12 protein-coding genes are annotated in these 13,024 nt (G+C 65.4%); 9 read left to right on the plus strand and 3 right to left on the minus strand.

Annotated elements, in window-relative coordinates:
* Positions 1 to 6: 6 nt before the first annotated feature.
* From ACUYV6_RS11870 to ACUYV6_RS11890, 5 genes are all read left to right on the plus strand, one after another.
* On the plus strand, positions 7 to 849 hold the full coding sequence (locus ACUYV6_RS11870) for an ABC transporter substrate-binding protein (RefSeq protein WP_449278890.1): 843 nt from the start codon (positions 7 to 9) through the stop codon (positions 847 to 849).
* 118 nt (positions 850 to 967) lie between these two features.
* The gene (locus ACUYV6_RS11875) at positions 968 to 1,708 is read left to right on the plus strand and encodes an SDR family NAD(P)-dependent oxidoreductase (RefSeq protein WP_449278891.1); all 741 of its coding nucleotides are present in this window, start codon (positions 968 to 970) and stop codon (positions 1,706 to 1,708) included.
* 191 nt (positions 1,709 to 1,899) lie between these two features.
* Positions 1,900 to 3,411, plus strand: coding sequence for an L-lactate permease (locus ACUYV6_RS11880; protein ID WP_449278892.1), 1,512 nt, complete (start codon positions 1,900 to 1,902; stop codon positions 3,409 to 3,411).
* Between the two features lie 117 nt (positions 3,412 to 3,528).
* Complete coding sequence (locus tag ACUYV6_RS11885; protein WP_449278893.1) at positions 3,529 to 4,212, plus strand: FadR/GntR family transcriptional regulator; 684 nt, start codon at positions 3,529 to 3,531, stop codon at positions 4,210 to 4,212.
* Between the two features lie 309 nt (positions 4,213 to 4,521).
* On the plus strand, positions 4,522 to 5,778 hold the full coding sequence (locus tag ACUYV6_RS11890; protein ID WP_449278894.1) for an alpha-hydroxy acid oxidase: 1,257 nt from the start codon (positions 4,522 to 4,524) through the stop codon (positions 5,776 to 5,778).
* 6 nt (positions 5,779 to 5,784) lie between these two features.
* Here ACUYV6_RS11890 and ACUYV6_RS11895 read toward each other — a convergent pair whose 3' ends face one another.
* Entirely contained in the window at positions 5,785 to 6,450 is a 666-nt protein-coding gene (locus ACUYV6_RS11895; protein ID WP_449278895.1) for a GntR family transcriptional regulator, read from the minus strand.
* Between the two features lie 294 nt (positions 6,451 to 6,744).
* On the opposite strand from ACUYV6_RS11895, the gene ACUYV6_RS11900 reads away from it, so the two are divergent.
* Entirely contained in the window at positions 6,745 to 7,806 is a 1,062-nt protein-coding gene (locus ACUYV6_RS11900) for a proline racemase family protein (protein ID WP_449278896.1), read from the plus strand.
* Between the two features lie 3 nt (positions 7,807 to 7,809).
* Here ACUYV6_RS11900 and ACUYV6_RS11905 read toward each other — a convergent pair whose 3' ends face one another.
* A complete protein-coding gene (locus tag ACUYV6_RS11905; RefSeq protein WP_449278897.1) occupies positions 7,810 to 8,673 on the minus strand; it encodes a shikimate dehydrogenase in 864 nt (287 codons plus the stop codon).
* 267 nt (positions 8,674 to 8,940) lie between these two features.
* On the opposite strand from ACUYV6_RS11905, the gene ACUYV6_RS11910 reads away from it, so the two are divergent.
* The 3 genes from ACUYV6_RS11910 to ACUYV6_RS11920 all read left to right on the plus strand — a co-directional run bounded on the left by ACUYV6_RS11910 (position 8,941) and on the right by ACUYV6_RS11920 (position 11,893).
* Positions 8,941 to 9,780 carry an aldo/keto reductase gene (locus ACUYV6_RS11910; protein ID WP_449278898.1) on the plus strand — a complete coding sequence of 280 codons (840 nt, stop codon included), beginning with the start codon at positions 8,941 to 8,943 and terminating at the stop codon, positions 9,778 to 9,780.
* Positions 9,781 to 9,825: 45 nt separating this feature from the next.
* Entirely contained in the window at positions 9,826 to 10,839 is a 1,014-nt protein-coding gene (locus tag ACUYV6_RS11915) for an Ldh family oxidoreductase (RefSeq protein WP_449278899.1), read from the plus strand.
* Positions 10,840 to 10,927: 88 nt separating this feature from the next.
* Positions 10,928 to 11,893: an NAD(P)H-quinone oxidoreductase gene (locus ACUYV6_RS11920; RefSeq protein ID WP_449278900.1), complete on the plus strand. Its 966-nt coding sequence runs from the start codon at positions 10,928 to 10,930 to the stop codon at positions 11,891 to 11,893.
* Between the two features lie 56 nt (positions 11,894 to 11,949).
* Here ACUYV6_RS11920 and ACUYV6_RS11925 read toward each other — a convergent pair whose 3' ends face one another.
* Positions 11,950 to 12,852: a LysR family transcriptional regulator gene (locus tag ACUYV6_RS11925; RefSeq protein WP_449278901.1), complete on the minus strand. Its 903-nt coding sequence runs from the start codon at positions 12,850 to 12,852 to the stop codon at positions 11,950 to 11,952.
* Positions 12,853 to 13,024 lie beyond the last annotated feature (172 nt).

Below are 13,024 nucleotides of genomic sequence, written 5' to 3' on the forward strand. Positions count from 1 at the left end.
CACATCATGAAGAACCGACGGATCGCAGGCATCGCAGCGACGGCGCTGCTCGCCGGGACCCTCGCAGGCTGCGCAGGGACCGGAGGAAGCGCAGCGGGAGACGAGAACTGCACGCCCGAATATGAGTTCGACACGATCAGCGATGGAACGTTGACCGTTGCCAACGTCGATCTGCCACCTTTCACCCAGTCAGGCGAGGGCGGACTGGAAGGCGTCGAGGGGGCGCTCATGACCAAGTTCGCCGAGGAGAGTTGTGTCGACCTGCAAATCGATGTGCTCACCGCGGCGGCATCGATCCCGGCAATTCAGTCGGGTCGTGCCGACATCGGCACCGGCGCCTTCTACCGCACGGCGGAGCGAGCGGAGGTCGTGGAAGTCACGGAACCGATCTACTTGGATCAGATGGCGCTGATGTCCACAGATGGGTACGTGAGCGTCGACGATCTCGAGGGCAAGAACGTCGGGACCGTCGACGGTTACCTGTGGGTCGAAGATCTCCGTGGTCTACTCGGTGACGATATGAAGGTTTACAACACGGCGCAGAACCTCTACGAGGACCTCAAGAACGGTCGTATCGACATTGCCGTCGATAGCTTTGGATCGGGTATGTACAACCTCGAGGACACCGACTTCCAGGTCGAGGTCGTCGAGCCCGACGACCGGGTAGCAGCGTCACTCGAGGCCGCTCAGATCATGTTCCCCATCGCCCCGGACAACTCGAGTCTCACAGAAGCAATGGACGAATTCATCACACAACTGCGCGAGTCAGGTGAACTCGGTGAGATTCTCGAAGAGAACGGGCTCGATGCCTCAGCGGCCGACGTCGGAGAAGCCCGTCTGATCGGTTGATCGGAGGTACCGCGAGCGCAGCGGGGTCGAGACTGTGCGGTGTCAGTGCCGACATTCCGAGCCCGCTGCGTGCGTCGGATCAGAGTGATTATTGTTCGTGTTCAGGAAGGGCGGCACGATGACGTGCATAGCAGTATTCGGAGCATCGGGCGGCGTCGGATCGGCCTGTGTGGCCGGTCTCGTGAGATCGGGCATTGCTGTCGCCGCAATCGGTCGTTCTCGAGAGCGACTCGAAGCAGCGTGCGGGCCTGACCGGGAGGCCTTCCGCGTGTTCGAAGCCGACGATGCAAGTGATCCCGCGGCAGTGGGTCGCGTCGTCGACCGGGTCGAAGCAGCACTCGGCCCCGTGGTCGGCGTCATCACATCGGTTGGCGCTTACCTGCCAACTCCGCTCTCGGATCTCAATATCGCGATGTTCCGGGAGGTGCTCGAGACGAACCTCATGGTGCCTGCCGTCGTGACCAGCGTGGCCGCTGAACGGTTGGCGCGGAATGGTGAAGGACGCATCGTTCACATCGGATCGATCACCGGGAGGATCAGCCGAGGTGAGTACGGCGGATACGAGGCTGCGAAAGCCGGACTCACCGCCCTGGCGCGATCAGCTGCGATCGAATATGCGCGACGAGGGGTAGCGGTCAATGTCGTGGATCCCGGCTGGATTCGCACGCCCATGGCCGCCGAGTTTCTCGCGGATGCCGATCCCGAGGCACTCGCCGGGATTGTGCCAGTGGGGCGAGCGAGTGAACCCGAGGAGATCGCTGCCGTGGCAATCTGGCTCGCGACCGAAGCTCCGCTCACTCTGACCGCCCAATCCCTGGCTATCGATGGCGGTCAGAGTATGTTGGCCCGGTCTCTGTGACCGGGACGCGTTCGACGCAATGCACGCAAGTGCGCGTATTTGTGTACTTATGTACATATTTGTGACCGCGACACGCGAGCTTCAGATGGCGCGCGACACCGGCGATCCAGCACTATTGCTCTAGCCGGACTCTCGGCGCCGGACTCCGCTCCGACAACGAGTGCCGATCCCGAACCGCGAAGGAGGGGTGATTGACCCGCCATGCTCTCGAACTCATACTCGCGGCCCTGCCGATTGCAGCGATCGTCATCCTGCTCCTCTTACGGGTCAAGACGCTCCACGCAGTACTCGCCTGCATCGGGCTGACCCTCGCACTCTTCCCCTGGTTCCCTATCGACGGCCAGGCGCTGGTCGAGCGCGGTCAATCGCTGTCGGTCGCAGCGATCTCTGCAGTCTTCATCATGCTCGGAGGCATCTGGCTCTCCGAGATGCTCTCCGCTTCAGGGGCGCAGGAACGCATCAGCACCTGGTTGAGCAGCGCCGCGCAGACGCGCGACCGCACCGTACTCCTGCTCGGGCTCGGCATCGCCCCACTCGCGGAGTCGATCATCGGATACGGCGTGGGCCTCATCATGGCAGTTCCGTTGCTCATGAGGATCGGACTCAGCGCCACCAAGGCAGCGACCATCGGACTCCTCGGACTCGTCGTCGCGCCGTGGGGGTCCATGGGCCCCGCCCTGCTCATTGCGGCCGGCATGAGCGGCCTCCCGCTGCACGACATCGGCGTCTGGACCGCCGTATTTAACCTGCCGGTGCTCGTCATCATGGGCGCGACCATGACCATCGTCGGCCTCGGCTGGCGGCGCGGCCGGCGGATGCTTGGCAAAGTGCTGGTCGTCACACTTCTCATGTGGGGGTCCTTGCTCGCGGTCAACCTGTGGGTCGGGGCCCCGCTCGCCGGCGTGATCGCTGCGCTCGTCGGCATCGCCGCATTCATCGGCTTCGGCCGCATCAGGGGTGCGCGCATTCCACAGATGGATCGCAGCACACTGCGCGCCTTCGCTCCTTACGGCCTGCTCATCGCCTCGATGCTCTCCGTCATCGTCATCAGCATGCTGATGGACCTCGGCGACTGGGACGCGCTCTTCACCAGTCCAGGGCTGTGGATCATGGTGACCGCAGCCGTGGCGCCGGTGATCCTGCGCATGCCGCGCTCGACCGTTTCGATCGCAGTGCGCCGAGGAACGCGCATGTGGATTCCCGTATGCACCGTCACGATCCTGTTCATCGGATTCGGTGCCCTGCTCTCGGTGAACGGCATGAGCACCGCGCTCGCCGCAGGAGCCGTGAGTATGGGCGGAGGGTTCCTCGCACTCATCCCATCGATCGGCGCGCTGGCGGGATACGCGACCAACGCCGGCAGCGCGAGCGCCGCAATCTTGACGGTTGCGATCACCGACGCCACGCACGTTCTGGGGGCCAACGCCGCCGTCGCGATCGGAGCGCAAGGGGTGACGACCGGCGCGGCGATCATGCTCTGCCCGGCTCGTTTGCTCGTCGCCGAAGGCGTCGCGAACGGCATCGCCTCATCGCGCTCCGATTCCGGGCGCGGGGGGATCGTGCACACCGACACCGGGCCGATCGATACTGCACCCGCGGACATCGAACGAGTGGATGGCGGCGTGGTGATCCGCGTCGTACTGCTCGCGAACGCGCTCGTCGTGGTCTCGGTCACCGCGGCGCTCGCGGTGTTGGTTCTCTGAGTGATAGCCAGACGCTCGTCGAGATGAGACTTCGGGGTGCTTCGACGGTGCCCAAGCAACACAAAGTCATATCTCGGGGAGATCATCGCTCGGTGAGAAGGTGAGAGAATCTGAGGCATGAAGGCGCACGAGGCGGTCATGAGCTGGGTGACCGGCGAGCTCTCGAGCGGGCGGCTGCGCATCGGAGACCGCCTGCCGGGGGAGCGGACACTGGCTGAGACGCTGGGAGTTTCGCGCAGTTCCATTCGCGAGGCACTGCGGGTGCTGGAGGCGCTCGGGGCCGTCACGTCGGCGCGAGGATCAGGGCCGCGATCCGGCACCATCATCTCGGCCGCCCCCGAGCAAGCCCTTGCGCTGGCGCTCAACCTGCAGCTCGCCACGAGCCAAGCGGGCCCCGCCCATGTGTTCGAGACTCGGCTGCTACTCGAAGAGTGGGCGGCCAAGCGGTCACGGCCGGCGAGCAATGATTGGAGCGCGGCGGAGCGGCTGCTGGATCGCATGGACGATGACGATCTCTCGGTCGACGAGTTCCTTGCACTGGATGCAGAGTTCCACGCGATGATCTCGCGCGCCGCAGGAAACCCGCTCATCAGTACGCTGATGGAGGCCTTGCGGCTGTCGATCGCGGATCATACGGCTGGGCTTTCCCGCTCGCTCCCGGACTGGGCGGCCACGGCCGCCCGACTTCGAGCAGAGCACCGCGGAATTCTCGAGGCGCTGCGCAGCGGGGCCGGCGAGCAGGCCGCAGAACTGCTGCATGCGCACATCGTCGGCTACTACCGGGAGGCCGCGGGGGAGTAGGCCGAGCGGCGGTCAAACGGCGGAGAGTGGCGGGCGAACGGCGGGGAGCAGCTGCCGAACGGCGGGGAGCAGCTGCCGAACGGCGGGGAGCAGCTGCCGAACGGCGGGGAGCAGCTACCGAACGGCGGGGAGCAGCTACCGAACGGCGGGGAGCAGCTACCGAACGGCGGTCGCGGGCGAACTCGATCCCGTTGACCGTCGGACCGCGCGGGTTTACACTTACTGTGGTCTGACCACACGTTCGGGCCAGAGAATGGTGCGATGAACCCGTGAGGTGAGCGCGCTGATCCGGAGGAGAAAGGCTGCACCATGAAACGACAGCTTCCCCGCCCCAGCGAGGTGTTCGAGCTGATGCGCTTCAAGAAGCCGGAGCTCGACCCGAGAAAGCGTCGACTCGATGCAGCGCTCACCATCTATGACCTGCGGCGGATCGCGCATCGCCGCACACCCCGGGCCGCATTCGACTACACCGACGGCGCCGCGGAGGGTGAGCTGTCGTTGCAGCGCGCCAGACGCGCGTTCGAAGATATCGAGTTCCACCCTGATGTGCTGCGCCCTGCCTACCGCGTCGATGCATCGGTGGAGATTCTGGGTGGGCGATCCTCCCTGCCCTTCGGCATCGCCCCGACCGGGTTCACTCGTCTGATGCAGACCGAGGGGGAAATCGCCGGGGCAGGCGCTGCGGGCGCCGCAGGCATTCCCTTCACGCTCTCTACGCTCGGCACGACCTCGATCGAGGGCGTGCATGCGGCGAATCCGCACGGCCGCAACTGGTTCCAGCTCTACGTCATGCGAGATCGCGAGATCTCCTATGGACTCGTGGAACGCGCTGAGAAGGCGGGCTTCGACACGCTCATGTTCACGGTGGATACGCCGATTGCGGGCAATCGAATGCGTGATACGCGCAACGGCTTCTCAATTCCGCCGCAGCTGAGCCTGCGCACGGTGCTCAATGCGATCCCGCGCCCGTGGTGGTGGATCGACTTCTTGACGACCCCGAAGCTCGAGTTCGCCTCGCTGTCGTCGACCGGAGGAACCGTCGGTGACCTGCTGAACTCGGCGATGGATCCGACGATCTCGTATGAGGATCTGGACGTCATCCGTGAGATGTGGCCGGGGCGCTTGGTCGTCAAGGGTGTGCAGAACCTTGAAGACGCGGTTGCACTCGTCGACCGCGGGGTCGACGGCATTGTGCTGTCGAACCACGGTGGGCGGCAGCTCGATCGGGCTCCGGTGCCCTTCCAGTTGTTGCCGAAGGTCGTTCGTGAGGTGGGGCAGGACGCCACCGTGATGATCGACACCGGCATCATGAACGGCGCCGATATCGTGGCCGCGATGGCGCTCGGGGCGAAGTTCACGCTCATCGGTCGCGCGTATCTCTATGGGTTGATGGCCGGAGGAAGGCCGGGTGTCGATCGAGCGATTGCGATCCTGCGCAGCGAAATCATGCGAACGATGACGCTGCTCGGTGTCTCGACCGTGGACGAACTGGAACCCCGCCACGTCACGCAGCTCGCGCGCCTCACTCCGATCGAGAGGGAAGAGGGAGCCGGCCGGAAACGGTGAGCGCGACTAACCCCGTTCGCGGGCGGTGAGGTTGTCGAGCGAGCGCTGGATGCCGCGTCGCCGGCTGCTTGCCGCGGCATCGGGGTCACGGCCTTTCACTGCTTCGACGGTGTGTTCGGTGACCTCGTAGAGTGTCTGCTCTGCGTCTTCCATGTGCGCCGTGATGCGGTAGAGGTGACTCTGCTTCCAGAGCTGCTCGATGACCGTGTTCAGGGCACTGTTGCCCGAGAACTCGTAGAGCGTGCGGTACAGCGCGGCCTCCGCGAGTGTGGCATCGCCCATCCGACCGTCGGCGATGAGCCCGGCGATCTCGCGCAGAGCTTCTTCCATGCCGGCGACCGCCTCGTCGGTCACGCGGGGCGTGGCGAGCCGCGTCGCCTCGGCTTCAATGAGCAGGCGCAACTCGTAGATGTCGATGAGTTCGGCGGTGCTGTAGGCCTTGACGACGGCACCCTTCCGCGGCTCACTCACCGCGAGACCGACGTCTTCGAGGCGGTTGATGGCATCGCGCACGGGGATGATGCTTGTGCCGACCTGCTCCGCGATCTGGCGGAGGACGAGTCGAGTGCCACCCTCGATGCGTCCGCTCAGGATCTCGCCCTCGAGGAAACGGTAGATCTCTTCAGCCAGTGTCGGCGGTTGCTGCAGGCCGGCGGGGGGCTGGGTCGTCACTGACCGATCTCCTTCATCGCGTTCGAGGCGGTCGGGGGCGGCGCCGGGTCTTGCAGGCTCTCGCTCGACCGGGCTCTGCGGATCAGCATATCCGGTGGGCTTTCGAAGTATTTGTTATAGCATATAACGATAGATCGTTCGGGGATGAATGGCGCTCCGAGCGGCCTGCTCGAGAAGTGGGGATTAAGCCCCGGGATCGCCGAGGTCGGCGAACCGAATGAGCTGTAACGCAATGCGGCGGTAGGCTGCAGCCGCGGGATTCGAAGAGGAACACCTGAAGAAAGAGGAGCGCGCATGCGCATCGAACGAGTACTGACCCTGGTCGACTGTCACGCCGAAGGTGAGGTCGGCAACGTCATCACTGGTGGGGTGGTCGACCCTCCCGGAGCAACAGTGCTCGAGAAGCGCGACTGGGTACAGCGAAACGCCGACTGGCTCCGCACTTCGCTGCTCTTCGAACCCCGCGGCTCGGCCGCGCACCATGCCAACCTGCTCGTGAAGCCCACGCATCCGGATGCCCAGGTCGGCTACGTCATCATCGAACCGACCGAGTACCCTGCGATGTCAGGATCCAACACGATCTGCGTCGCCACAGTGCTGCTCGAGACCGGCATGATCCCGATGCAGGAGCCCCGCACCACCGTGACGCTCGAAGCCCCGGGTGGGCTCATCTCCGTCGACTGCGAGTGCCGGGACGGCAAGGTCGTGCGGGCGAGCCTCGTGAACCAGCCCGCCTTCGCCTACCACTTGGACCGCGAGATCGACGTTCCCGGTATCGGCAAGCTCACGGTTGACGTCGGCTGGGGCGGGATGACCTACGCGATCGTCGATGCCCAGGCACTCGGCTTCGAGGTCGTACCGAGTGAGGGACGGGCCCTCTGCGAGCTGGGGGAGCGCATCAAACGTGCGGCCGCCGAGCAGCTTCCGGTCGAGCACCCCACGCTCGAGGGCATGACCGGGATCAGCCAAACACTTTTCGCAGCACCTCTGCGACGCACCGATGACGGTCTCGAATCGCACAACGCCGTCGTGATCTCGCCCGGTCGCATCGACCGCTCGCCCTGTGGCACGGGTACCTCGGCGCGACTCGCGGTGCTGCACGCGAAGGGCCTCGTTCGTGAGGGAGAGGTCTTCCGGCACAGTTCGATCATCGGCACGACCTTCGAGGGCACGATCGAAGAAGAGATCTCAGTGGCCGATCGTGGCGGTAACGAAGTGGCAGGCATCGTGCCGCGCATCGCTGGTCAGGCCTGGATCACCGGAACCCGTCAGGTCGGCCTGCATCCGACTGATCCGTTCGCCAACGGGCACACCGTCGGCGACCTGTGGTTCGACATGAGCACCGACCACCTCTAGGGATCACTCCGCGGCTGCGAGCTCTTCGAAGTGCTGCAGCATGCGGCCGGTATCGGCTTCGACGCCCGTGATGAGGCGGAATGCCTCGGCCGCCTGGTGCACGGCCATGCGGCCGCCTGCGAGCGTCTGGCAGCCGAGTGCTCGCGCGGCGCGGAGTAGCTCGGTCTCGAGCGGGCGATAGACGATGTCGGCGACCCAGAGGTCAGGGCGCAGCAACGCCGTGTCGAACGGCGTACCGGGGTGATCGTGCATGCCCTGCGGAGTGCAGTGCACGACCCCGTCTGCTTCAGCCAGCAGCGACGGCACGTCGGCGGGCTGCGCCGCTTCAACCTTTAGCCCGCGTCGGGTGCGCAGCTCTGTCGCCAGATCGTTTGCGCGCCCCGCGTCGATATCGACGATGGTGAGGCGTGCCACACCGAGGCGCGCAAGCGCATCGGCCACGGCGACTCCGGCCCCACCCGCGCCCAGCTGTATGACATGACCGACGGGTACGCCCGCCATGGTGTCGCGGAAGGCCGTCTCGAACCCGGTGGTGTCGGTGTTGTACCCGACGCGACCCTCAGGGGTGAATACGACGGTGTTGACTGCGCCGAGCGCTTCGGCGACGGGGTCCACGCGGTCGAGCAGCGGGATGACGAGCTGCTTGCAGGGATGCGTGACGGTCATCGCGTTGTAGCCGAGACGTTCGCTCCAGTCGAGCACGTCGGCGAGGTGGTCGACCTCGAGCTGCAGCGCGGTGAGGTCCACCGGACGGAACACGTAGGCGAAGTCATGGGCCGCGCCCTCTTGCATGTGCAGGGCCGGAGACAACGACTGGATTGTTCCGGTGCCGACGAGGCCGACGAGGAACGAGGGGGTGCCAGACATGCGAACTCCTTTGGCGGTCAGCTCCGCAGCTTTCTGACGCATCGTGCTGCGGAATGCGATCAGAATAGCCGTGCCCAGAGCACCGCTGGAAGGGTTGCGAACGATACTAATTTTGCAACAGCCAGAGCCGGTGAGTCGCATTGACCGAATCAGGGAAGTCGGCGTAGCTTCAGCGCATTGACCCCGTCTCAGGCGGAACGCACACACAGCACGCATACACAGCACGCATACTCAGCACGCACAGACAGCACGCATCGGAGGATCCCCGTGACGAATTTGCCGCATTTCACCGCCCACAACGGCTTCAAGCTTCCGGCGATGGGCTTCGGCACCGTGCGCCTCCTCGGCGATGAGGGCGCAGACGTCATCGCCCAGGCGATCAAGGCCGGATACCGACTCATCGATACGGCGTCCGGTTACGAGAACGAAGGTTCCGTCGGAGAAGGGCTGCGTCGTTCCGGCGTCGACCGTTCCGAGATCACGGTCACTTCGAAACTGCCCAGCCGCCACCATGCCTCGCCGCAGAATCGGCACAGCATCGAGGAGAGCAGGGCGCGACTGGGGGTCGACGCGATCGACCTGCACCTCATCCACTGGCCCGTTCCCCGTCTTGACCGGTATGTGGAGGCCTGGGAGGCGATGGTGGCCGCCCGGGAACGCGGGGTGGTGCGTCAGATCGGCGTCTCCAACTTCCTGCCCGAGCACCTCGAGCGCATCGAGCAAGCCACCGGCGTGCGTCCCGTGGTGAACCAGATCGAGTTGCACCCCTATTTTCCGCAGGCCGAGGCGCTTGCCGCGCACCGCGAGCTCGGTATTCTCACTGAGGCGTGGAGTCCGCTCGGCAAGGGGAAGGATCTGCTCGCCGAGGCAGTGGTGCTGGAGATCGCGAGGAACCACGACGCGTCACCGGCGCAGGTCGTGCTCGCATGGCACATTGTTCGCGAGGTGATCGCGATCCCTCGCTCTCGCTCATTTGCACACCAGAGGGCGAACCTTGAAGCTGCTGATATTGTTCTGGATCCGGCCGAGGTCGATGCGATCACCGCTCTGGGCCGTGCAGACGGGCGGCTCCTCAGTCAGCATCCGAACACGTACGAGGAATTCTGAGTCGCGTACTGCGGCGCACCCTGCATCTACGACAGGATGGGTGTCGTGACCGATTTCATGCGTGCTTCTGATCCTCATCCCCAGCCGACCTGGACGGAGCTGGAGGCGCTGTGCGTTGACGCGCTTCGTGCTGCGGGTGCGTCGGAGAACCTGGCGAAGACGTTCGCAGCATCGGTCGTCGAAGCCGAGCAGCGGCATCGCCCGACTGTCGGGGTCTCACACCTGTTCGATGCCATCGAGGCGCTGGGCACCGGTCGACTGAAGGCTGATCCGGAACCCCGTATCGGCGCGCCGCGGCCAGCGGTCATCGCGGCTGGGGCCGATGACGGGCCGGCGCAGTACGTCTACGATCTGGTGAGAGAGGACCTGCATCGGGCGGCTCGCGAGGCGGGCGTGGCATTCCTCGGGGTCTCCGATTGTTTCGCATGGGGTGAGCTGAGCTACATCACGGTCGATGCTGCGGAGCAAGGCTTGGTGGCGATCGCCGGCACGAATTCGCCGGCGCTCATGTCGGTCTTCGGGGCGCCGGGCGCGGTGACAGGAACGAACCCGATCTCCTATGCGTTGCCGGGAGCAGGGCGCCCCCGTTTGATCGACCAGGCCACGAGTGAGACCGCGTGGGTCAATATCAGGAGCGCTGCGGATCGTGGCGAGACGATTCCTGAGGGCTGGGGTGTTGACGCGGCCGGCAATCCGACGACTGATCCCGTGGCCGCCTTGGCCGGTGCGGTGCTGCCGTTCGGTGGGGTCAAGGGTGCGAACATCGCACTCATGGTCGAGATGCTCGGGGCGATGGCTGGCGGCACCTATTCGATCGATGCTGAGAACGAAGGTCCGAATCCTCCGCGCGTCGGAGCCTGGATGGTCGTGGTCGACCCGTCAGCGTTCGGGGAGGATTTCGTGCAGCGGACCGAGGCGCACTTCGAGCGGTTGCGGCCTCTCATCGGCCACGATTTCGGGCGACGTCGTGAGCCGCTTGCCGAGCCGAGCCTGCCCGATGAATTGCTTGTGCGGCTCGTCGAAGCGGCGGGCGGGCAACGCTCGCGCGAGGTGCGCTGACTCATCTGCGGTCTCCGCATATCGGGGTGGGTGAGGATCCGTGGAGTCGCATTGCATCCGGCCTGTCGGCGCGAGTAGCGTGACGCGTATGCGAGCGATCACGATCACCGACGACCATGAACTGCGATTCGAGGATGTTCCGGATCCGGTGGCAAGCGACGGCGAGGTGCTTGTCGATGTGGTCACCGCCGGGGTGAATGCCGCCGACCTCGCGCAGGTGGCGGGTAAGTACCCGCCGCCTCCCGGGGCATCGGAGCTCCCGGGGCTCGAGGTCTCGGGGTACCGGCGCGACACGGGGGAGGCCGTGATCGCGCTGCTCGCCGGCGGCGGGTACGCCGAGGTCGTCGCCGTGCCGGAAGGCCAGCTGCTCCCCGCTCCTTCGGCACTCTCTCTGGACGATGCGGGCGGCCTGATCGAGGTCGCCGCGACCGTGGTGTCGAACCTGGTGATCGAGGCCGGGCTGCCCATTGACTTGGAAGTGGCTGAGCGCCAAACAGTGCTCGTGCACGGCGGCACGGGAGGTATTGGCAGCTTCGCCGTGCAGTTCGCGCGTGCCCTGGGGGCCCGCGTGTTCGCGACCGTAGGGTCGGACGAATCGATCGCGGCCGCCGAGAGCCTTGGCGCCGAGCGCGTGTGGAACCGCAGGACGACTGACGTCGTCGCAGCGGTGCAGGCGGAGAGCGGCGCCGACATCATCTTGGATGTCGCCGGCGGCCCGGAGCTGAAAGGCAACGTCGCCATGTTGCGAGAGTTCGGTCGGCTGCTCGTGATCTCCACGATCGCAGGCGTGCGCGGCGAGCTGAACGTCGGGGCGCTCATGGCCCGCCGGGCGCGGATCATCGGGACGACACTGCGGTCGAGGTCGACCCCGGATAAGCAGCGGATCCTCGAGCGAACTCAGGAACTCGTCTGGCCGCTGCTCGAGAGCGGTGAGATCCGACTGCCGATCCATGCGAGGTTTCCGCTCGAGCAGGCCGAGCAGGCGCACCAGGTGCTGCGGCAGGGCGGCCACCTCGGCAAGGTGCTGCTCGAGGTCGCTCCAGGGCGGGCGTAGGGGTACACAGGCGTGAGGGGGTGAGGAGCAGTCCGGCGCGGATCCCCGCTCTCGTGCTACCGCCGATGCTCGGCAGCGATCCTGGCCTCGATCTGCGTGAGCGCTGCAGAGACCAAGGGGCCTCCTCGACCTCCTGCGCGGGTCACGCTGAGAATTTGGCGTGTCGGACGGTTCTTGCCGCGCAGCGGGAGGCGGACGACCGAGCGACTGGGATGAATCTGCTTCGACCGCGGCCAGAGCGAGACACCGAAGTTGCGCTCGATGAGTGCAAGCCCGAGATCCCAGTCATCAGCGTGGTGAGCGATGCGGGGTGAGAAGCCCGCCGACAGACACGCTGAGATCATGAGCGGATGGTACGGGCCGTCGGGGTGCCCGGTGATCCAAGGCTCCTCGGCTGCGGAAGTGAGTGACACCCGTGATTCGCGCGCAAGCGGGTGCCCCTCGGCGACCAGCAGATCCAGCGGGTCGTCGAGATGGTGACGCTGGTCGAAACGGTGGTCGGTCAGGGATGGCAGGTCGGCGGTTGCCGTCAGCAGCGCGAGGTCTGCCTCACCGGTGAGCAGCAGATCGAGGCTGTGTGCAGGGTCGGTCTCAAGGAGACGGATCTGTAGCTCCGGAAACTCTGCCCGGAGACTGACGGCGACGTCGGGGAGCAGGTAGGCGGCCGTCGAGAAGCCGCACAGCGTCAGACGCCCGCCCACGGCGCTCGCTCCCAGGTCTGCATAGGCTTGCTCGGCCTGCGCGAAGAGGATCTCAGCATGTCGCAGCAGTCGATGGGCCTCATCAGTGAGGAGGATGCCGCGACCAGCCTGCTTGAGCAGTGCGACTCCGAGTTCTTCGGAGAGCTGCTTCAGTTGGTGCGATACCGCTGAGGGGGAGTAGTTCAGTGCGTGGGCGGCGGCAGTCACTGTGCCGTGATGGGCCACCAGCTGAAGCACACGGAGCCGAGGATCGATCATGAAAGAAACGTACACGCTATCGGTGCAAAATGTTCACTTCTATTGAATATCTTTCCTGCCTATTCTGGCGATATCCCCCACAGTCACAAAGGAGTGCATCATGGTTGAGCAGAGCACGGTTGGGCAAGGCGCCGTTGAGCAGAACACCGCCGTCGCCACCAGGCGAGTTTCC

It is taken from the genome of Leucobacter sp. GX24907 (assembly GCF_053567335.1).